The organism is Novosphingobium sp. LASN5T, from assembly GCF_003856955.1.
Lineage (GTDB): Bacteria > Pseudomonadota > Alphaproteobacteria > Sphingomonadales > Sphingomonadaceae > Novosphingobium.
In genome coordinates, this window is record NZ_RQSI01000058.1 from 1 (window position 1) to 19,314 (window position 19,314).

Consider the following 19,314-nt stretch of genomic DNA (forward strand, 5'->3'; position numbering starts at 1 on the left):
ACTCGATCACGCGCTGGCCGAACTCGCCGACCGCCAGACCGCGGCGGCAACCGAACGCGCCAGCGCCGAAGCGAAGCGCGCGCACTTGCCCGATCCCGCCGCCGGGCGCGCGGCGGTCGAGGCGGCACGCACGCGCAACGATGCCGCCCGGCAGGCGCTGCAGACGGCTTCGGCCTCCATCGCCGCGCTGGAACAGGGCCTTGCCGTGGGGCGCGAGCGGCTGGGCGTCCACCGCTCGGACATCCGCAACTGGCAGGCGCGCGCCAGCGACGCGGCAAAACGGCTCGCGGACATGGCCGGCCGGCGTGACGAACTGGCGCAGGAACGCGCGATCAGCGCCGCGCGCCCCGCCGCGCTGCTGCGCGAGATCGAGGACGCCGAATCGATCCGCACGCGGCTGGGCAGGGAACTGGCGCAGGCCGAAGCCGCGCTCGCCGGTGCCGATGCCGGCGCCAAGGCCGCCGACACGGCGCTGGGCGCGGCCAACGAAACGCTCGCCGCCGCGCGCGAACGGCGCGCCGGCGCGACGGCCCGCGCGGAAAGCGACGACGCGCGCCGTCAGGAAATGGCCAGCCTTTCCGGCGAACGGTTCCAGTGCCCGCCGCCGCTGCTGCCCGAACGGTTCGACTTCGCCTCCGACGATATCGGCAACGCCGCCGAGGAAACCGCGCGGCACGATCTGCTGATCGCCGAACGCGAACGCATCGGCCCCGTCAACCTGCTCGCCGCCGACGAACTGGCCGATGCCGAGGAACGCCACGGCGCCAGCATCACCGAACAGGCCGAACTGACCGAGGCCGTGCATCGCCTGCGCGGATCGATCGGCAACCTCAACCGCGAAGGGCGCGAACGCCTGCGCGCCGCGTTCGAGGCGGTGGACGCCCATTTCCGCCGCCTGTTCGCGCGCCTGTTCGGCGGCGGCGAGGCGCATCTGGCGCTGGTGGACAGCGACGATCCGCTGGAAGCCGGCCTCGAAATCTTCGCCCAGCCGCCGGGCAAGCGCCTGCAATCGCTGACGCTGCTGTCGGGCGGCGAGCAGGCGCTGACCGCCGTGGCGCTGATCTTCGCGCTGTTCCTCACCAACCCCGCGCCGATCTGTGTGCTGGACGAAGTGGACGCCCCGCTCGACGACGCCAACGTCGAACGCTTCTGCGACATGCTCGACGCGATGGTCGGTGAAACCGACACGCGCTACCTCATCGTCACCCACAACGCGGTGACGATGAGCCGGATGCACCGCCTGTTCGGCGTGACCATGGTGGAAAAAGGCGTCTCGCGGCTGGTCAGCGTGGACCTTGGCGCCGCCGAGGAACTCCTGGCGACGGCGTAGCGGCGTGGACAAATTCGGGCATGGTCGGAGCGGCAGTTATCGACGCGGTTGCGGACGTTGAGATACGCTGGCAATCTCACGTTGTGACACTCTTTGATGAAAATGCGGAAGTGCTTCGCGGAATGAGGGATCGAGGCGTTGATTTGGACGTCGAGCGAACTGTTGACTTCTCGCATATTTTTCCAACTGAACGCGACGCACACAATTTCATTCAAGCCTGCTCGAAAGCGGGTTTTGCTGCAGTGAAAACGACCGTCGCTGACATGGACGATTTCGACGTAACGGTGTCGAAGGCGATGACGCCTAGCTGCGTTCAGATTTCCGAAACGGAAGATTTGCTGGGGAAGTTAGCAAGTCGGCACAACGGGCGTGCGGATGGCTGGGGTTTTTGGTCGAACTAAATGTCCGCTCCCCCCGCCTCTCCTGCCGTTCAGCCCCTCGTCGGCGATCCCGAATAGCGGTCGTTTCTATATAGCGGGATTTGTCCCCCCGCCCCAGGGCCAACCATCAGCCGTCATCCAGCACATAGCGCGGCCCGCTTCCTTCCTCCCCGGCACGGTCATCCGGGTTGTAGAGGCGACAGCGCGCCAGGCTGAGGCAGCCGCAGCCGATGCAGGCGTCCAGCTTCTCGCGCGTGCGCTCCAGCGTGGCGATGCGGCGGTCGATCTCGCCCCGCAGCGAACGGCTGATCCGCGCCCAGTCGCGCGCATTGGGCGTGCGCCCCTGCGGCAGCGCGGCCAGTTCGCGCTCGATCTCGGCCAGTCCGAGCCCCAGCTTCTGCGCGATCAGGATGAAGCTGAGCCGCCGGATGTCCGACCGCAGGAAGCGCCGCTGGTTGCCGCTGCTGCGCACCGATTCGATCAGCCCGCGCTGCTCGTAATAGCGGATGGCGGACACGGCGAGGCCGGTACGCCGCGCCAGCGCGCCGATCGGGATCAGGTCGTTACGGTTCATGAAGCCATCGTAATCATAACTTGACCTCAAGTCAGCTTTAGATTGCATCGTCACGAGCATCGATTCGCAACCATCCCCGAAAGGACACAGAACGATGCAGCCCGCCCGCCTTGAACACGTCAACATCACCGTCAGCGATCCCGAACGCATGGCATCGTTCCTGTCTCGGCTGTGCGGGTGGGAGGAACGCTGGCGCGGCCCTTCGCAACTGGGCGGCTGGACCATCCACGTCGGCAGTGCCGATGCCGACTATCTCGCGCTGTGGACGCCCGACGAGAAGCGGCCGATGCGCTTCGCCAAGGGCCTGCCGCTCAACCATGTGGGCCTGCTGGTGGACGATCTGGACGCGGCGGAGCGCACCGTCATCGAGGCCGGACTCGTGCCGTTCAACCATGCGGATTACGAACCCGGCCGGCGGTTCTACTTCTTCGATTGGGACGGCATCGAATTCGAAGTGGTCAGCTACACCTGACCAGCCGCACCCACCACCAGGCAAGCCGCCGCCATCAGCAGGCCGGCAAAGCGGTTCGAGCGAAACCGCGCCAGGGCGCTGTCGCCATCATCGGGCCGCAGCGTCCCGGCCTGCCAGGCGAGATGCGCCGCCACGGGCAGCAGGGCCAGCAGGGCCACGGGATCGGGCCGCACCAGCCACACCGCGCCGCCCCAGCAGGCCACCGCCATGGCATAGAGCGCGCCCACGCCCGCCTTTACGTGCCGGCCCAGCGACAGAGCGCTCGATCCCACGCCCACGAGCGCGTCATCCTCGCGGTCCTGGCAGGCGTAGATCGTGTCGTAGCCCATGCACCACGCCCAGCAGCCCGCGTAAAGCAAGGCCAGCCCGCCCAGCCGCTCGAACCCGGCCACTTCCACCCAGCCGACCGGCGCGCCCCAGGTGAAGACCAGCCCCAGCCACGCCTGCGGCCAGCCGGTGATGCGCTTCATGAACGGATAGGCCGCCACCAGCGCCAGGCTGCCCAGCGCCACCGCCTGCGCCTGCCAGCGCAGTTGCAGCAGGACCACCAGCCCGATCAGGCACAGCACCAGCAGCCACACCCACGCCGCTTTCGCCGAAACGCGCCCGCTCGCCACCGGCCGCGCCGCCGTGCGCGCCACCTGCCGGTCGAGATCGGCATCGACGATGTCGTTATAGACGCACCCCGCCCCGCGCATCGCGATCGAGCCAAGCAGCAGCCACAGCACGATCGGCCAGCGCTCGGCTCCCCCCGCCAGCAGCACGCCCCAGGCGCAGGGCCAGAACAGCAGCCACCAGCCAATCGGCCGGTCGAACCGCGCCAGCAGCGCGAAATCGCGCAAGCCCGGCGGCAGATGCGCAACGAGGCCGCGAAGTTCGCTATCGGGAACGATCTGTGCGGAGGTCATGGCGACGCTATAGCACCTCGTCTTCCCCGGGAAAGCGGGGATGACGAAGAGCGCTTGCGGCGATAAGAAGCCGCCATGCCCGCCACCCCCGCCTGGCCCCCACGCAGCGCGCCGCGCCTGTTCGTCGAAACGCCCCTGCGCGAAGGCATAACCCTGCCGCTGGACGGGCCGCAGGCGCACTATCTCGCCAAGGTCATGCGCGTGACGCAGGGCGATGCGGTGATCCTGTGCGATGACATGACCGGCGAATGGCTCGCCACAGTCAATGTCGCGGGCAAGCGCGATGTGACGCTGACGGTCGAACGGTGCCTGCGGGTGCGCGAAGCCGTGCCCGATTTCTGGCTGTGCCCCGCGCTGCTCAAGAAACCGAACTTCGACCTCGTGCTCGAAAAGGCGACCGAACTGGGGGTCGGCACGGTCCGCCCCATGCTGACGCGGCGCTGCGTGGCGGACAAGCTCAACCCCGAACGCGCCCGCGCCATCGTGACCGAGGCGGCGGAGCAATGCGCGCGCACCGCGTTGCCCGTGCTGGCCGATCCGGCGAAGCTGGAGGCGCTGGTGCGCGACTGGCCGGCGGAGCGCGCCCTGTTCTTCGCCGACGAGACCGGCGGCGCGCGCGCCGCCGCCGCCTTTGCCGCGCATCCCGGCCCGGCCGGGCTGCTCACCGGCCCCGAAGGCGGGTTCGACGATGCCGAGCGCGCACTGATCCGCGCCCATCCCGCCGCCGTGCCCATATCGCTTGGCCCGCGCATCCTGCGGGGGGAAACCGCGGCCATCGCGGCTACCGCGCTGTGGATGGGAATTTCCGGCGACTGGAACGGCTGAGCCTTCCATTTCCGGGATAGTGTATTTCCGATTTCGCGCTGGCCAGAAGGCCTTGCAGGCACTAACGGAACGCGCATGAGCACGCGGCAAGTTTCAAATAGCAACGATCCCGTCATCGAAAGCCGCGAGCAGCTCGTGGCCCCCATGCAGCGCGGTGAAAAACCACGCGAAAACTGGCGGATCGGCACCGAGCACGAGAAGTTCGTCTATAGCACGCGGGATTATCACGCCCCTTCCTATGCGGAACAGGGCGGCATCCGCGACCTGCTGATGGCGCTGACCGAATACGGCTGGGAGCCCATCATCGAAGGCGGCAACGTGATCGCCATGGGCGGGGCCGACGGCACCGTCAGCCTGGAGCCGGCAGGGCAGTTGGAGCTCTCCGGCGCGCCGCTGGAAAACCTGCACGAGACCTGCGCCGAAACCGGCCGCCACCTGGCGCAAGTGAAGGCGATCGGCGACAAGCTTGGCATCGGCTATCTCGGCCTGGGCCTGTGGCCCGACAAGCGCCGTGAAGATCTGCCGATCATGCCCAAGGGCCGCTATGAGATCATGCTGCGGCACATGCCGCGCGTCGGCTCGATGGGCCTCGACATGATGCTGCGCACCTGCACCATCCAGACCAACCTCGACTACGCGAGCGAGGCGGACATGGTGCAGAAGTTCCGCGTCAGCCTGGCCCTGCAACCGCTGGCGACCGCGCTATTCGCCAATTCGCCGTTCCTCGAAGGCAAGCCCAACGGGTTCCTGTCGTACCGCAGCCACATCTGGTCGGATACCGATCCGGCGCGCACGGGGATGCTGCCGTTCGTGTTCGAGGATGGCTTCGGCTACGAACGCTATGTCGACTACATGCTCGACGTGCCGATGTATTTCGTGTTCCGCGACGGCAAGTATATCGACGCCGCCGGCCAGTCGTTCCGCGATTTCCTGGATGGCAAGCTACCCGCGCTGCCCGGCGAAAGGCCGCTGAAGTCGGACTGGATCGACCATCTTTCCACCGCCTTCCCCGAAGTGCGGCTCAAGAGCTTCCTCGAAATGCGCGGCGCCGATGGCGGCCCGTGGAGCCGCATCTGCGCGCTGCCCGCGCTGTGGGTGGGCCTGCTCTATGACCAGACCGCGCTCGACGCGGCCTGGGATCTGGTGAAGGACTGGGACATGGACGGGCGCGAGCGCCTGCGCTCCAGCGTGCCCAAGCTGGGCCTCGACGCGCCCCTTCCGGGCGGCGGGACGCTACGTGACATCGCCGGCGAAGTGCTGCGCATCGCGCGCGCCGGGCTTTCGGCGCGCAACCGCCTCAACGCCGCCGGCGACAACGAAACGGGCTACCTGCTCCCGCTCGACGAGATCGTCAGCACCGGCAAGACTCCGGCCGAACGGCTGCTCGATCTCTACCACGGCGAATGGGGCGGCGACGTTTCCAAGGTCTACGCCGTCAAGAGCTTCTGAATCGGGAGAACAAGCGCGATGATTCTGGTCATGGGCAGTTTCCGCCTACCGGCGGCGAACTTCCACAAGGCGCTGCCGATGATGGCAAAGGTGATCGCCGCCACGCGGCAAGAGGACGGCTGCATTCTCTATGCCTATTCGCGCGACGTGGCCGATCCCGAAGTGATCCGCGTCAGCGAGAAGTGGCGTGATCGCGCAGCGCTCGACGCCCATTTCAAGACCGAGCATATGGCGGCCTGGGCGCAGGAACGCGCCGAACTCGGCCTTTCGGACCGCGACATCCGCATCTTCGAAACCGACGAAGGCGTGGCCGTCTAAGCGTTATTCCGCCGGCTGAAGCTCTACCCGTGCCGGCATCACGCGCCGGCGCAGGCGGTTGAACGCGCTGGTCAGCAGGCCGTGCTCATCCATCCACGCGTGATAGGCGCGGTATTTGGGGTCCGAGGCGAGCAAGTGCTTCTCCTCGGTCTTGGCGCGCCAGTAGTAGACCGCGCTGACCAGCCCCAGCGTGACCGTGTTGCGCACCGCGTCGGTCATCGAATGGTTCACGGTCAGGAACGGCAGCGAGGCCAGCCACCAGTAGGCGTTCTTGGACACATAGGCGGGATGGCGGGTGATGGCGTAAGGCCCATTGGTAAGCACGCCGCGCCAGGTGAGGTTGGAAAAGCGCAGGCCGAACGCCACGGTCGCCCATGCATAGGCCGCGGTCAGCAGCACCAGCGCCGCCCCCCATATCCACAATAGCGTGGTGTGACCCTGCAGCCAGAAGTCCCACTCCGCCCCGTTGGCGCGATAATCGAGCACATCGCCACCGCCCATCAGGATGAACGGCGGGTAGCAGATCAGCGCCGAGAGCCAGCCGCCGAGGTAGGGGTTCGCCGTGCGGATCTGCGCATCCAGCGGCTTCATCGTCATCAGATAGCCGACCATGGCGATCTGCACGTCGACCATGAACATCGTCTCGATCGTCAGGCCGGCGATCCGCACCGGATCGTGGGCTGCCAGCGACCAGTCCGCCTGGACCACGGCAGCGAACCCGCCGGGCAGGATCGAGATCATGAAGGCGCAGAAGAAGCCCTTCACCGTCCACGCGCGCAAGTGGTGATAGACTTCCTCGCGCGCATAGGCCTCGCGCCCCATCAGCATCGCGCCGAAATGCCACGCCCCGTCGCGCGGGTTCACCAGCACGCGATCGAGCCACAGCACATAGGGGACGGAGCCGAGGAACAGCAGCGGGGCGATGGTCTCCAGCACGTCCATCGCGAACAGGTACTGCCCGCGCCAGTACCAGCGCCCCAGGCAGTAGACGAAGCCGATCAGCGTCCACGTCGCCCACAGCCCGGCCAGCTTGGTGATCGCAATGTCCATCACCTCGCGCAAGGGACGGGGGCTGGACCAGTCGATCCCGGTGGAGGCGCGACGGTGGACCTTGTCGACCAGCAGCGAATAGAGCACCATCGGCGTGCCCGAGAAAAGCAGCGCGAGAAGCGCGGCGGAAGGCCCCACCATCGGTTCGCGCGGCCCCGGCAGGCCGAACATGTCGGCGATGGCGGGCCAGTTGCGGCAGACCAGCACCCAGAACGCCAGACCGGCAAGCCCCGACAGGCCGACGCCAACGGACACATCGCTGTCCGGCCGGCTGGCCGGAACGAAAGGGGCTTGGGGCCGTGTTTCGGCCACGGAACCGTGCGCGCTCATGCGCGGCAGGTTTAGCTTTCAAGCATGAGCAAAGCGTAAAGGCCGGCCGGCGCCAGCCTTATGCCTCGTCGGCGGCCCGATCAGCGAAACGCCGTGATCCGGCCATTGTTGTCGAGGATATAGAGCGTCTGGTTGGCGACCACCGGCGGCAGCGATACCGCGCCGGAAACCTTGCCCCATTCGCTCGCCGTTCCGTCGGTGACCGACAGGGTGAACACTTCGCCGCGCGAATTGGCGACCCACAGGCGATCGCCCGCCAGCACCGGGCCGGTCCAGAAGATCGGGTTGGTCTTCTTCTTCTCGCTGCCCCAGCGGCGCAGCTGGGTCAGCCAGCGCACCTTGCCGGTGCCCTTGGCGATGCACAGCAGCTTGGCTTCGTCGGTCAGCGTGAAGATCCATTCGCCGGCGATGGCCGGGGTGGAAATGCCCGCGAGGTTGAGTTCCCACACGCGCTGGCCGGTAACGAGTTCGTAGGCGGCCATGCGCCCGCCCTGCCCCAGCGCATAGACGCGGCCACGCTCGATGATCGGATCGGCGTCGATGTCGGTCAGCGTCGAAACGCTGGTGGCGATGCTGGTGCGCGCCAGCGCATCGGACCAGAGCTGGCGGCCGTTCTCGTAGCGGTAGGCGACCAGTTCGCCCGAGCTGTAGCCGGCGACGATCGTGCCCTGCCCGGCAGCCGGCGCGGCCACGCCGAACACGCCGGTCTGCGCGACCGAGGCGGATTCGTTCCAGAGCAGCGCGCCGTCCTCGATATTGAGCGCGACGATCTGGTTGTCCTGCGTCATCACATAGACCGCGCCGAAGCTGACCGTCGGCGACCCGCGCAGCGGCCCGGCCGGCTTGACGCGCCACTTGCTCGCGCCGTCCTTGGCATCGAGCGCGGCAACTTCGCCCAGGCCCGTCGTCACATAAACGCGGCCCTCGTTGTACGAGGCGCCACCGCCGAACACCGAACCGCCGTTTTCGGGCAGCTTGAAGCCCGCCCGCCACAGCTCCTTGCCGGTGTTGGCGTCCATCGCGCGGACCATGCCTTCGGTGTCCATCACGAACAGCTTGCCATCGCCGATCACCGGCGAGGCGGCCAGTCGCTGCTTGACCGAGGAACCAGCGATATTGGCGCTCCACAGGCGTTGCGGCGTGGCACCGAGCGCAAGGTGGCCATAGGACTTGCTGGCCGTGCCACCGCCCTGCGCCCATTCCGTGTTCACTTCGGCCGGCGGCAGCACCACCTGCATGCCCGAAATCGCGGTATCGACCTTGGTGCCAGCCTCGATCCGCGAAAGGATCGGCACGCGCTGCCCCACCGTGGGCGTGGTCTTGACCTTGTGCTTGCCCGCACACCCGCCGACCGCGACCGCCAGGGCGATCACCCCGGCCATGCCTGCGCGGCGAACCAGCCGGCGGCGCGCGGCAATGCCGCCATGTTCCTGCACCGGATTGCGCATCATCCCCGTCATCCCCGTCAAACTGGTGTTACTGGGCGCCGGCGTCGGCCGGCCCCTGCTGTGCCTGGCCCTGCGCAATCAGAGCTTTCGGATCATCGATGGTATCAACGCCCAGCGTGCCCGCCAACTGGCGCGCGCGTTCGCGGATCGAGGCCGGAACGGTCTTGTCCTTGGCCATTGCCGCGAACAGCGGCCCGGCCAGATCGTTCTTGCCCTGCTTCAGGTAGGCGACGCCGAGCAGTTCGCCCGCGCTGCCGAACCAGGCATTGCCCGGCACGGCCAAGGGCTTGAGCCGCTCCACCACCTTTTCCGGCGGCAGCTTGTCCATGGTGATCGCCACTTCGCGGATCGTGGCGAGATCGCGGTAAGCCTGCGGCGCGCTCTGGTCCGCGGCGACGGCGGCGAGCAGCTTCGCGGCATCATCGGTCTTGTTCTGCTGCGCGGCGATGCCGGCCTGCGTCAGCTGCGCGGCAGCGCGATAGCCCGGTCCGCCATCCTTCACCAGCGGCGCCATGCTGTCGCTGCTGGTCTGCACGCGGCCGGCTTCGAGCTGATCGAGCGCGATCGTCATCCGTTCGCCCTGTTCGCCCGCGGCCGTGGCCTTGTGATAATCGTACCACAGCCAGCCGGCCAGGCCGACCAGGCCCGCCACCACCAGCGCGCCCACCGGCTTGCCATAGCGGCGCAGCGCATGAAACAACTGGTCCTCGCGCAGCGCATCGTCGACTTCGCGCAGGAACACATCGCCTTGCGCGGCCTTGCGTTCGGCAAGCTGATCGGAGCGGGACTGCGGACGGGTAGGACGAAGGGCCAAGGCTGCGCTTTCGGCGGTCAGTTAACGGAAGTGCCGGGTGTTTAGCGGATAGACCCGCCTTTTCAACGGGAATGATTCTGGAATTCCGTGGGTGAACGTCCGGTGAAGCGGGAAACACTTGGTAATCATGGCCATCGCCCGCCCTACATGAGGGAATACGCGTCAGGGAAACTGGGCGACACCGAGCACCCCGCCATAGAGCGCGGCATAGCGCGCCACCATCGCCGCCTCGTCGAATTCCGCGCGTGCCCGCACCTGGTTTGATGCCCCGATCCGGCGGCGCAGCGCTTCGTCCCAGGCAAAGGCGGCCAGCGTCGCTTCCAGCGCGGCCTCGTCGCCCGCCGGCGTGATGAAATCGCGGTTCTCATCCGAAACGATGTCGCGCACGTCCCCCACGGCGGGGCTGGCGATCGGCAAGCCCGCCGCCATCGCCTCCACCACGGACAGCGGAAACTGCTCGCTGTCGGACGAGAGCGCGAAAATATCGAACAGGCCGATCGCCTGTGCCGGATCAGCCACATGCCCTGGCAAGTGTACGCGATGCCCCACCTCCAGCGCGATCGCCTCGGCCACGATCGCCTCGCGGTCCGGCCCTTCGCCCACGATCACCAGCTGCCATTCGGGCGGAAGGGCACGAAAGGCGCGTACCAGCCGGCGCAGGTTCTTCACCGGGCGCAAGCCTGCCAGCGTGCCGACCCACTTTTCGCCAGGCCGCTTGACCACGCGCGGCAGCGCATCGCGCTTGGGCTTGCGATCATAGGCGGCGGTGTCGATCCCGTTGGGGATGCGGTGCACCTTGGCGGCGGGCTGGTGCCACGCCTGCAGCGCCACGCCTTCCAGCTGGCGCGACGGCACCACCAGCGCGCTCGCGCGGGCCAGCGCCACGCGACGATACCAGTTGCGCGTGGGCTTCAGCTTCTCCGCCTCGTCGGCATTGAACCCGTCTTCGTGGTGGACCAGCGGCGCCAGACCCATGGTGGGGCCGAACAGGGCGTGGGCCATCACCGCGTCCATCGCGCCCCAATTGTAGGTCAGGATCAGGTCGAACCCCCGCATCGCGCGGGCCAGCGTCTGCAACCGGCGCACGCCGAACCGCCCGGCCAGCGGCGGGAAGCCGAACGGGGAGTGCGCGGAAATGCCCTTGGCGATATGCGCCATCGCGCCCATCGCGCCGGGTTCGGCCGAAACGATGCTGTGGTCGATGGCGGGGCCGAAGCGGTTGATCAGCGCCACGCTGCGGCGCTCCTTGCCGCCCGCACCGAACGTCGAATGCAGGTGCAGAAGGTGCAGGCGCCGTCTGCCGCCGTCGCTCATGAGACCTGGGCGAACAGCCGGTCGATCGCCGCGATCGCTTCCGGTTCGTCCAGCGTAGGTGCGTGGCCGACGCGTTCGATCGTCACAAGCTCCATGTCCGGATGGCGCGCGACCATCCGGTTCGCGGTGCCGGCGGAAAGGATGTCCGACAGGGCGCCGCGCAGCAGCAGGCCGGGCCGCCCCGCCAGCGCATCGAACAGCGACCACATATCCACCTGCGGCGTCGCGCCGGCCGGCGCGTCGAACGGTTCGGCGATCTTCATGTCATAGTCGAACGCGATCCGTCCGCCGCTGCCCAGCGCCATCACGCGCTTGGCATAGCGAAGCCAGTCGGGCACGCCGTAATCGGGATAGACATCGGCCTGGCTTTCCTGAAGCGCGCGCGCCGCGTGCATCCAGGTTTCGAAATTCCGGCCCTGCCCCACGTATTCGCGGATGCGTTCCAGCCCGGCCTCTTCCACTTCAGGACCGATATCGTTCAACACGAATCCGGCGATCCGGCTGTTGTCCCGGCCCGCCAGCAGCATCGTCAGCAAGCCACCCAGCGACGTGCCGACCGCCACGAACCGGGCGATGCCGTGCTGTTCCAGCAGCAATTCGACATCGTCGAGATACTGCGCCGGGTTATAGGTCATCGGGTCCTTGGCGTAATCGCTGTCGCCCCGGCCGCGCATGTCCGGACAGATGACCCGCCATTGCCCGGCAAGCCGCGCCGCCACATCCTCGAAATCGCGCGCATTGCGGGTCAGCCCCGGCAGGCAGAGCACTGGCGGCTTGTCGTCCGGCCCCGGAAAATCCCGGAAATGCAGGCGCAGCCCGTCGCGGCTGGACCAGCTGCGATTCTCGAAATCCGCCATCGCCTGAAAAACCGTTCCTTGTTCAACGCCCCCACGCGATCCGCGCCATAAGCCGAACATCCGCCCGGCTCAAACACCATTATCCCGTATCCGCGCCCAATATCCCGCATCCGCAAGCAGACCCGCTTGCCTGCGGATCGCCCAGCGACCACTATCGCTTGATGCAATCCAACCCGCAAGACGCGATCTACACCCCTGATCCCCATATCCTGTCGCTGGCCGATTGGCTCGGCGATCCGGTGGCGCCGGCAGACTTCCCCGGGACCACCCTGCGGTTCCGCAACGATCGCGCAGCGCGGGAGGTAGGCCTGGCCTGTCTCGACGACGCGGCATGGATCGCGCATTTCGGCCGCTTCGCGCCATTGCCCGGCAATCTTCCGCAGCCCCTGGCGCTGCGGTACCACGGTCACCAGTTCCGCGTGTACAACCCCGAACTGGGGGACGGGCGCGGCTTCCTGTTCGCGCAGATGCGCGACGGGCACGGCCGGCTGATGGACCTTGGCACCAAGGGTTCGGGGCAAACGCCCTGGAGCCGGCAAGGCGATGGCCGCCTCACGCTGAAAGGCGCGATGCGCGAGGTGCTGGCGACGGAAATGCTCGAAGCGCTGGGCGTCAATACCAGCCGGACCTTCTCCGTGATCGAAACCGGCGAATCGCTATGGCGCGGCGATGAGCCTTCCCCCACTCGCGCCGCGGTGCTGGTACGGCTCAGCCACAGCCATATCCGCATCGGCACGTTCCAGCGGCTGGGGATGCTGGATGCGCCCGCCGAGATGGAACAGCTCGTCGATTACTGCCTGGCCAGCTTTCCCGGCCCCGCCCTTCCCCCCGATGCGCCCGAGCCGGACAACAAGGCGGCCCGGCTGCTGCACCAGGTGGTCGAACGCATGGCCGACATGGCGGCGAGCTACATGGTCGCCGGCTTCGTCCATGGCGTGCTGAACACCGACAACATGAACGTGACCGGAGAGAGCTTCGACTATGGCCCCTGGCGCTGGCTGCCGACGTGGAATCCCGCGTTCACCGCCGCCTATTTCGATCACTCGGGTCTCTACGCCTTCGGCCGCCAGCCCGAGGCGATCCACTGGAACTGCGGGCAGCTTGCCGTCGCGCTGCGCCTGCTTTCGGAAGCCCCGCCGCTGATCGCGGCGCTGAACCGCTTTCCCGATCTCTACCAGCAGGCGATGGCACGGCGCTGGTGCTGGCGGCTTGGCGTGGAGCCGCGCGGGCTGGAGGAAGACAGCGCGCTGATCGGCGCCTGCGAAGCCGCGATGGTGGCGCAGGGGATCGGACCGGACGCCTTCTTCTTCGCCCATCGCGGCGGGCGTGGCCCATTTGCGGACGACGATGCGGGCGCGGCGCTGAAGGAGGCGCTTGGCCCATACCGGTCTACGGTCGACGATCACCCCTACTGGTCCGACGAAGCCCCGCAATCGATGCTGATCGACGAAGTGGAAGCGATCTGGGAACCGATCGCCGAAAAGGATGACTGGACGGCATTGCACGCCAAGGTCGCCGCCGTCCGGCGCATGGGGGAAGCGCTGGGCGCCGCCCCGGCCCCGCGCGGTCATGCTTGACCGGCTTGAAAATATGGTAACCAATTTCCTGCTAGGGCGTTGCCGATAAAGCAAAAGCGAATGAACCGATGACCGCTCCTTCCGGCAACGATGCCGAGATCGTCTCCTGCGAGCCCGCGACCGGCGCCGAACTGTGGCGCGGGCCGGTGGGTGATGTGGACGCGGCCGTCGATCGGGCGCGGCAGGCGTGGTCCACATGGGCCGCCCAGTCGCTTTCCAATCGCGTGGAACTGTGCCGGCGATTCGCCAACGAAGTCCGCAAGGAGCAGGAGAACCTGGCAGCGCTGATCGCGCGCGAAACCGGCAAGCCGCTGTGGGAAGCCCGCGCCGAGGTCGAAAAGGTCGTCGCCAAGGTCGACATCTCGGTTCGCGCCTATGCCGAACGGTCCGCCCAGCGGAAGTTCGACAGCGCGCTGCAAGGCACCGCCGCGCTGCGCCACAAGCCGCACGGGGTGATGGTGGTGCTGGGACCCTACAATCTACCGGCGCACCTGCCCAATGCCCATATCATTCCCGCGCTGATCGCGGGCAATGCGGTAGTCTTCAAGCCATCGGAAAAGGCGCCGGCCACGGGCGAACTGCTGGTGCAGTGCTTCCACCGCGCCGGCATTCCCGCCAACGTGGTGCAACTGCTGATCGGCGGCCCGGATCAGGGCCGGGCGCTGGCCGAACACGATGGCGTGGATGGGGTGCTGTTCACCGGCTCCGCGCACACGGGCATCGCCATCAACCGGCGTCTTGCCGGCAACCCGGGCAAAATGCTTGCGCTCGAAATGGGCGGGAACAACCCGATGGTGGTGTGGAACACGCCCAAGATCGGCGATGCGGCGGTGCTTGCGATCCAGTCCGCCTTCGCTACTTCGGGCCAGCGCTGCACCTCGGCCCGCCGGCTGATCGTGCAAGGTTCGCTGTACGAACCGCTGATCGACGAGATGAAGCGCCTGGGCAGCCGGCTGATCGTCGGCGCGCCGTTCGATGAACCGCAACCGTTCATGGGACCGGTCATCGACAACGAGGCCGCCGACGGGCTGACCGAAAGTTTCGTCTATCTGCTGTCGAACGGGGGGCGGCCGATCCTGCACATGCGGCGGCTGCGCGAAGGCCTGCCGTTCCTGTCGCCGGCCATGATCGACGTGACCGACATGGCCGAGCGGCCCGATGTCGAACTGTTCGGGCCGCTGCTGCAGGTGATCCGGGTCGACGATTTCGACCAGGCGATCGCGGAAGCGAACCGCACGCGCTTTGGCCTGACGGCCGCGCTCGTCGGCGGATCGCCCGAGGAATACAACCAGTTCTGGGCCAATGTCCGCGCCGGCGTGATCAACTGGAACCGCCCGACCAACGGCACTTCGCTATCGGCGCCGATGGGCGGGGTCGGACTGTCCGGCAACCATCGCCCGAGCGCCTATTACGCGGCGGACTATTGCGCCTATCCCGTGGCGTCCGCGGAGATGGAGCAACCGCGCGCCGGCATGGGCGTGGGCCTGCGCGACAACTGAAGCCCGACAGCGGCTGGCGCTCAATCGTGCCGGTCGAACTGCACCAGAGCGGTATCGACCGGGCCACCGGGAACGACGGCCTGGTTGCGCAGGTTCCGCTGCGAAAGGTCTGGGTCCACCATCAACTGGCCTTCCAGCGCCTGCGCCATGACCGGATCGTCGGCGTCCGCACGGCGCGGGCCATCGTCCTGCGCGCAGGCGGCAAGCGCGAACGGCACGGCGAGCAGCGCGATGACCGGCAAGGGACGAACCATGCCCCCGCCTTGCCCCCGCCATGGTTAAGGAAGCGTTCGCCGGAACGCGAAAGGGCGCCCCGGCCATTCGCCGGAGCGCCCCTGCTCTGCCCATGGTGCGACCCGAAGGGCGGCAGTATTTCAGCGGCAGCGCGATCCGCTGCGGTCGATCTCGCGCCCCAGCAGCGCGCCGCCGGCGAGGCCGAGCACGGTGCCCACGGTGCGATCCCCGCGCCCGGCAATGCCGCGCCCGATCAGCGCGCCCGCCGCGCCGCCGATAAGCAGGCCGGTGGTGCCGTCCGAACGGCGACAGTAATAGCGCCCGTCACGCCCGCGCCACGATGGGCCGCGGTAGTAATCGCGCCGGCCGGCATCACGGTAATAGCCGCGATCCCCACCACGCCAGCCTTCATGCCAGCCGCGATCTCGGTGATTCCAGCCTTCACCCAGCGCATCCGCCACCGATGCCACGGGCGTTGCGGGAGCCGCCGTCACCGTGGCCGAAGCCGGCGCGGCAAGCGAGAGGGTGGCGGCGGAGAGGGCGGCGGCGATCGCCGCCCGGGTGATGATTCTCATGTCCGGTCTCCTGTTCGTGCGGCCTTTCGCGAATAGGACCCGCGCGGCCGTTGCAAAATTCGGTACCGATACGGACCTGAATAGCGGGCAACCGTTCCGTCAGACTTCGTGAAACAGGATGAAACGAACCGTCACATCGGCAAGCCGTTGAATATTTTGTGCTTGGCCGGCGCGCTCGCCAATGCGAGAGGCACCGTATGCCCCCGTCTAACTCCCACCACCGCGCCGGCCTGATGACCGCGGTTGCCGCCTATGTGCTGTGGGGTTTTCTGCCGCTGTTCTTCCATGCGCTGCGCCACGTGCCCGCGATCGAGCTGGTGGGCTGGCGCGTGCTGTTCACGCTGCCGCTGTGCCTTGCGATCGTGGCCGCGCGCGGGCAGGCGGCGGACGTCCGCGCGGCGCTGGCCGACCGCACGGTCCTGCTGCGCCTGTGCGCCAGCGCGCTGCTGATCGGCGCGAACTGGCTGCTCTATGTGATCGCCATCAACAGTGGCCACGTGCTTGCCGCCAGCCTTGGCTACTACATCAACCCGCTGCTTAGCGTGCTGCTGGGCACGATCCTGCTGGGCGAGCGGCTGACGCGCACGCAGTGGACCGCCGTGGCCATTGCCGGGCTTGGCATCGCGTTGCTGCTGGCCGGAGCGATCGAGATGCTGGGCATCGCCCTCGCGCTCGCCGTCAGTTTCGGCCTCTACGGCTTCGTGCGCAAGCTGACCCCGGTCGGCTCGGTGCCCGGGCTTACGATCGAAACCTCGCTGCTTTACCTGCCGGCCATCGTCCTGGTGGCGTGGCAGGCGCGCAGCCCCGCAGGATCGAGCCTGGGCCTCGATGCCGGCACCACCATCGGCCTGTTCGCTTCGGGCCTGGTGACGGCGGCGCCGCTGCTGCTGTTCGCGGTGGCGGCGCGGCAGCTGGATCTTTCGACGCTGGGCTTCGTCCAGTTCATTTCGCCCACGCTGGCGTTCCTGCTGGGCATCTTCGTGTTCGGAGAGCCGCTCGATCCCGTGCGCCTCGCCTGCTTCGTGCTGATCTGGACCGCGATCGCGCTGTTCAGCTGGGACATGCTGCGCCGCCGCCAGCGCGCGCCGGCCTGAACTCCCGTCAGAGCCTGACGCCATCGCCATGCCTCGTCATTGCGAGGGGCGAAGCCCCGCGGCAATCCAGAGCGACCCGCGTCGGACTCTGGATTGCTTCGCTACGCTCGCAATGACGATGGAATGCCAAAGACGGCCCTACAGCGCTGCCGCGAAGCGCAGCTTTTCGCCCGTCGCCGCATTGGCAAGCTGGCGTTCCCACATCACGCGGTGCCCGCGCACGATGGTCCCCACCACCTGCCCGGTCAGTTCCATGCCGGTATAGGGCGACCAGCCGCAGCGGCTTTGCAGCCAGTCCTCGGTCACCGTCCACTTCGCCTTGAGATCGACCACCGAGAAATCGGCGTCATAGCCGGTGGCGATGCGGCCCTTGCCGACCAGGCCGAACAGGCGCTGCGGCCCGGCGCTGGTCATGTCGATCAGCCGCGCCAGCGTCATCCGCCCGGCGGCGACGTGATCGAGCATCAGCGGCAGCAGCGTCTGCACGCCGGGCATGCCGCTGGGGCTGGCGGGATAGACCTTGGCCTTCTCCTCGATGGTGTGCGGCGCGTGGTCGGACCCGATCACGTCGGGCACGCCCTGCCGCAGCCAGTGCCACAGCCCGTCGACATGCGCGCCGGAGCGGATCGGCGGGTTCATCTGCGCCCAGGTGCCAAGGCGCGGATAGGCCTCCTCCCCGCGCAGCGTCAGGTGCTGCGGCGTGACCTCGCACGTCGCCACATCGCGGTGCTGCGCGATCAGTTCCAGTTCGGCCGGCGTGGTCACGTGCAGGATATGGATCGGCCGCTTCGCCGCGCGCGCCAGCCGCAGGATGCGCTGCGTGGCCAGCATCGCGCTTTCATCGTCGCGCCACACCGGATGGCTGGAAGCATCGCCTTCGACGCGATGGTCCTTGCGCGCGTTCATCCGCGCCTCGTCCTCGGCATGGATCGCCACGCGCCGGCTGCCGTGGGCGAGCACACGGGCGAGATCGGCATCCTCCGACACCAGCAGGCTGCCGGTGGAAGCGCCCATGAAGATCTTGACGCCGGCAGTGCCGGGAATGCGCTCCAGCTCGCCCAGATGCTCGGCGTTCTCCGCCGTCGCGCCGACATAGAAGGCATGGTCGCACCACATGCGATGGTGCGCGCGGGCGAGCTTGTCGGCCACGCGATCGGCGGTATCGGTGTTGGGATTGGTGTTCGGCATTTCGAACACCGCCGTCACCCCGCCCATCACCGCCGCGCGGCTGCCGCTTTCAAGATCTTCCTTGTGCTCCAGCCCCGGTTCGCGGAAGTGGACCTGACTGTCGATCACGCCGGGCAGAACGTCCAGCCCGGTGCAGTCGATCCGCTCCGCCGCGTCCGGGTACGACCCCACGCCCACGATCTTCCCGTCCCGCACCGCAACATCGGCGACGACCGGCCCGGACGGCGTGTGGACGGTGCCGTTCGACAGGACGAGTTCGGGGGCGACATTCATCGAAGGCACTCCAAAGCTGAACAAGTTGACAAAGTTGACACGGTCCAAGGCAAGACCGTCCACCGCCCGCCGCTGCGCTCTTGGCGAGGGGCGGAACAGGTGCGAGGCGGCGTCATGCGCGCTGCTTTGCCATAGGTGGGGGGATTAGGACAGGGGGTGTTGGAGGGGGGACGGTGCGCCCGGCGGGAAACGACCAGAATACGCCGTTTGCCGATCAGGCTCTGAACGGCAGCTTGCGCAATAGCCGGTGATTCGTTCAGCGTGAAGCCGGCAGGCAATTACGCGCCCCGGGAGCGGTCGTCTTGAAGGGCGCTGTGAACCGCCCCCAGGTTCGTCGGAGGTTTTGGGTCGTGAGCCACGCTGCCGTATTGATGTTGCTTGCAGCAGCGTAATTTTGATCTTCGGCTTAGGCGTGCCGAATGTTGCCGATCGGCTCCAGCAGCCGACGAACGGTTCTGGAGACGTGCGCTCTCCGCTGCGCCCCATGATGCGAGCCCCAATTGCAAGATCTAATTCTGGTGGTAAGCAAGTAGGTGATCAGGCAACGAAGGCTGAGGAAGATGAACGTTGGCAGTTAGCGAACAGCGCCTTGCACTCTTCGCGTTGCTTTCAGAGTGGGAGTCTGATGCCCGCGAGCTGATTGCAAGCCACGTTTGTCCCGATCATAGTATCTCGGATTGAGTAGCCCCTAGTTTTCTAGACGCCTTGCGCTTTCAAAATCTGCTGTCGTTCGAACTCAACGGGGGACAGCATTCCGTTCCTGACCTGCTTGCGCACCGGGTTGTAGAACATCTCAAGGTAATCG

At 67.3% G+C, this 19,314-nt stretch carries 18 protein-coding genes and 1 pseudogene; 9 read left to right on the forward strand and 10 right to left on the reverse strand.

Annotated features, from left to right (window positions below):
* Both EH199_RS21660 and EH199_RS21665 read left to right on the forward strand, forming a co-directional pair.
* Window positions 1–1,330, forward strand: a pseudogene (locus EH199_RS21660) (chromosome segregation protein); the annotation flags it as partial.
* 20 nt (window positions 1,331–1,350) lie between these two features.
* Window positions 1,351–1,731: a ribonuclease E inhibitor RraB gene (locus tag EH199_RS21665; protein WP_124811182.1), complete on the forward strand. Its 381-nt coding sequence runs from the start codon at window positions 1,351–1,353 to the stop codon at window positions 1,729–1,731.
* Between the two features lie 106 nt (window positions 1,732–1,837).
* Here the strand turns inward: EH199_RS21665 and soxR are convergent, their stop codons facing one another.
* On the reverse strand, window positions 1,838–2,284 hold the full coding sequence (soxR, locus tag EH199_RS21670) for a redox-sensitive transcriptional activator SoxR (protein ID WP_124811183.1): 447 nt from the start codon (window positions 2,282–2,284) through the stop codon (window positions 1,838–1,840).
* Window positions 2,285–2,378: 94 nt separating this feature from the next.
* Here soxR and EH199_RS21675 point away from each other — a divergent pair, with 94 nt between their 5' ends.
* Complete coding sequence (locus EH199_RS21675; RefSeq protein WP_124811184.1) at window positions 2,379–2,756, forward strand: VOC family protein; 378 nt, start codon at window positions 2,379–2,381, stop codon at window positions 2,754–2,756.
* On the opposite strand, the gene ubiA is transcribed toward EH199_RS21675, so the two are convergent.
* Window positions 2,747–3,664 carry a 4-hydroxybenzoate octaprenyltransferase gene (ubiA, locus tag EH199_RS21680; protein ID WP_124811185.1) on the reverse strand — a complete coding sequence of 306 codons (918 nt, stop codon included), beginning with the start codon at window positions 3,662–3,664 and terminating at the stop codon, window positions 2,747–2,749. The two genes, EH199_RS21675 and ubiA, sit on opposite strands and share 10 nt — an antisense overlap.
* 75 nt (window positions 3,665–3,739) lie before the next feature.
* Between ubiA and EH199_RS21685 the strand changes: the two genes are divergently transcribed.
* The 3 genes from EH199_RS21685 to EH199_RS21695 all read left to right on the forward strand — a co-directional run bounded on the left by EH199_RS21685 (window position 3,740) and on the right by EH199_RS21695 (window position 6,256).
* A complete protein-coding gene (locus EH199_RS21685; protein WP_124811186.1) occupies window positions 3,740–4,489 on the forward strand; it encodes a 16S rRNA (uracil(1498)-N(3))-methyltransferase in 750 nt (249 codons plus the stop codon).
* 75 nt (window positions 4,490–4,564) lie between these two features.
* Entirely contained in the window at window positions 4,565–5,938 is a 1,374-nt protein-coding gene (locus tag EH199_RS21690) for a glutamate--cysteine ligase (protein WP_124811187.1), read from the forward strand.
* Between the two features lie 18 nt (window positions 5,939–5,956).
* On the forward strand, window positions 5,957–6,256 hold the full coding sequence (locus EH199_RS21695) for a putative quinol monooxygenase (RefSeq protein WP_124811188.1): 300 nt from the start codon (window positions 5,957–5,959) through the stop codon (window positions 6,254–6,256).
* Window positions 6,257–6,259: 3 nt separating this feature from the next.
* Here EH199_RS21695 and EH199_RS21700 read toward each other — a convergent pair whose 3' ends face one another.
* From EH199_RS21700 to EH199_RS21720, 5 genes are all read right to left on the reverse strand, one after another.
* Window positions 6,260–7,636, reverse strand: coding sequence for an isoprenylcysteine carboxylmethyltransferase family protein (locus tag EH199_RS21700; RefSeq protein WP_124811189.1), 1,377 nt, complete (start codon window positions 7,634–7,636; stop codon window positions 6,260–6,262).
* 80 nt (window positions 7,637–7,716) lie between these two features.
* A complete protein-coding gene (locus tag EH199_RS21705; RefSeq protein WP_370449715.1) occupies window positions 7,717–9,087 on the reverse strand; it encodes a PQQ-binding-like beta-propeller repeat protein in 1,371 nt (456 codons plus the stop codon).
* 25 nt (window positions 9,088–9,112) lie between these two features.
* Window positions 9,113–9,898 (reverse strand): tetratricopeptide repeat protein, encoded by a 786-nt coding sequence (locus EH199_RS21710; protein ID WP_124811190.1) that lies wholly within the window; start codon window positions 9,896–9,898, stop codon window positions 9,113–9,115.
* A 162-nt stretch (window positions 9,899–10,060) separates the two neighbouring features.
* Window positions 10,061–11,212: a glycosyltransferase gene (locus EH199_RS21715; protein ID WP_124811191.1), complete on the reverse strand. Its 1,152-nt coding sequence runs from the start codon at window positions 11,210–11,212 to the stop codon at window positions 10,061–10,063.
* Window positions 11,209–12,069 (reverse strand): alpha/beta fold hydrolase, encoded by an 861-nt coding sequence (locus EH199_RS21720; protein WP_124811192.1) that lies wholly within the window; start codon window positions 12,067–12,069, stop codon window positions 11,209–11,211. The genes EH199_RS21715 and EH199_RS21720 overlap by 4 nt, the downstream gene beginning before the upstream one ends.
* A gap of 161 nt (window positions 12,070–12,230) precedes the next feature.
* On the opposite strand from EH199_RS21720, the gene EH199_RS21725 reads away from it, so the two are divergent.
* Complete coding sequence (locus tag EH199_RS21725) at window positions 12,231–13,646, forward strand: protein adenylyltransferase SelO (protein ID WP_124811198.1); 1,416 nt, start codon at window positions 12,231–12,233, stop codon at window positions 13,644–13,646.
* 68 nt (window positions 13,647–13,714) lie between these two features.
* Window positions 13,715–15,145, forward strand: coding sequence for a succinylglutamate-semialdehyde dehydrogenase (gene astD / locus EH199_RS21730; protein ID WP_124811193.1), 1,431 nt, complete (start codon window positions 13,715–13,717; stop codon window positions 15,143–15,145).
* A gap of 20 nt (window positions 15,146–15,165) precedes the next feature.
* On the opposite strand, the gene EH199_RS21735 is transcribed toward astD, so the two are convergent.
* Both EH199_RS21735 and EH199_RS21740 read right to left on the reverse strand, forming a co-directional pair.
* Window positions 15,166–15,399: a hypothetical protein gene (locus EH199_RS21735; RefSeq protein ID WP_124811194.1), complete on the reverse strand. Its 234-nt coding sequence runs from the start codon at window positions 15,397–15,399 to the stop codon at window positions 15,166–15,168.
* A gap of 120 nt (window positions 15,400–15,519) precedes the next feature.
* Window positions 15,520–15,954 carry a glycine zipper 2TM domain-containing protein gene (locus tag EH199_RS21740; protein WP_190287381.1) on the reverse strand — a complete coding sequence of 145 codons (435 nt, stop codon included), beginning with the start codon at window positions 15,952–15,954 and terminating at the stop codon, window positions 15,520–15,522.
* 233 nt (window positions 15,955–16,187) lie between these two features.
* Here EH199_RS21740 and rarD point away from each other — a divergent pair, with 233 nt between their 5' ends.
* The gene (gene rarD / locus EH199_RS21745; RefSeq protein WP_255420465.1) at window positions 16,188–17,048 is read left to right on the forward strand and encodes an EamA family transporter RarD; all 861 of its coding nucleotides are present in this window, start codon (window positions 16,188–16,190) and stop codon (window positions 17,046–17,048) included.
* A gap of 138 nt (window positions 17,049–17,186) precedes the next feature.
* Here rarD and EH199_RS21750 read toward each other — a convergent pair whose 3' ends face one another.
* Complete coding sequence (locus tag EH199_RS21750; protein WP_124811196.1) at window positions 17,187–18,509, reverse strand: dihydroorotase; 1,323 nt, start codon at window positions 18,507–18,509, stop codon at window positions 17,187–17,189.
* Window positions 18,510–19,314 lie beyond the last annotated feature (805 nt).

Bases quoted from the DNA above. Each gene is read 5' to 3' on its own strand.
- EH199_RS21665 (WP_124811182.1), top strand. From the start codon at position 1,351: ATGGTCGGAGCGGCAGTTATCGACGCGGTTGCGGACGTTGAGATACGC.
- soxR (WP_124811183.1), bottom strand. From the start codon at position 2,284: ATGAACCGTAACGACCTGATCCCGATCGGCGCGCTGGCGCGGCGTACC.
- EH199_RS21675 (WP_124811184.1), top strand. From the start codon at position 2,379: ATGCAGCCCGCCCGCCTTGAACACGTCAACATCACCGTCAGCGATCCC.
- ubiA (WP_124811185.1), bottom strand. From the start codon at position 3,664: ATGACCTCCGCACAGATCGTTCCCGATAGCGAACTTCGCGGCCTCGTT.
- EH199_RS21685 (WP_124811186.1), top strand. From the start codon at position 3,740: ATGCCCGCCACCCCCGCCTGGCCCCCACGCAGCGCGCCGCGCCTGTTC.
- EH199_RS21690 (WP_124811187.1), top strand. From the start codon at position 4,565: ATGAGCACGCGGCAAGTTTCAAATAGCAACGATCCCGTCATCGAAAGC.
- EH199_RS21695 (WP_124811188.1), top strand. From the start codon at position 5,957: ATGATTCTGGTCATGGGCAGTTTCCGCCTACCGGCGGCGAACTTCCAC.
- EH199_RS21700 (WP_124811189.1), bottom strand. From the start codon at position 7,636: ATGAGCGCGCACGGTTCCGTGGCCGAAACACGGCCCCAAGCCCCTTTC.
- EH199_RS21705 (WP_370449715.1), bottom strand. From the start codon at position 9,087: ATGATGCGCAATCCGGTGCAGGAACATGGCGGCATTGCCGCGCGCCGC.
- EH199_RS21715 (WP_124811191.1), bottom strand. From the start codon at position 11,212: ATGAGCGACGGCGGCAGACGGCGCCTGCACCTTCTGCACCTGCATTCG.
- EH199_RS21720 (WP_124811192.1), bottom strand. From the start codon at position 12,069: ATGGCGGATTTCGAGAATCGCAGCTGGTCCAGCCGCGACGGGCTGCGC.
- EH199_RS21725 (WP_124811198.1), top strand. From the start codon at position 12,231: ATGCAATCCAACCCGCAAGACGCGATCTACACCCCTGATCCCCATATC.
- astD (WP_124811193.1), top strand. From the start codon at position 13,715: ATGACCGCTCCTTCCGGCAACGATGCCGAGATCGTCTCCTGCGAGCCC.
- EH199_RS21735 (WP_124811194.1), bottom strand. From the start codon at position 15,399: ATGGTTCGTCCCTTGCCGGTCATCGCGCTGCTCGCCGTGCCGTTCGCG.
- EH199_RS21740 (WP_190287381.1), bottom strand. From the start codon at position 15,954: ATGAGAATCATCACCCGGGCGGCGATCGCCGCCGCCCTCTCCGCCGCC.
- rarD (WP_255420465.1), top strand. From the start codon at position 16,188: ATGACCGCGGTTGCCGCCTATGTGCTGTGGGGTTTTCTGCCGCTGTTC.
- EH199_RS21750 (WP_124811196.1), bottom strand. From the start codon at position 18,509: ATGAATGTCGCCCCCGAACTCGTCCTGTCGAACGGCACCGTCCACACG.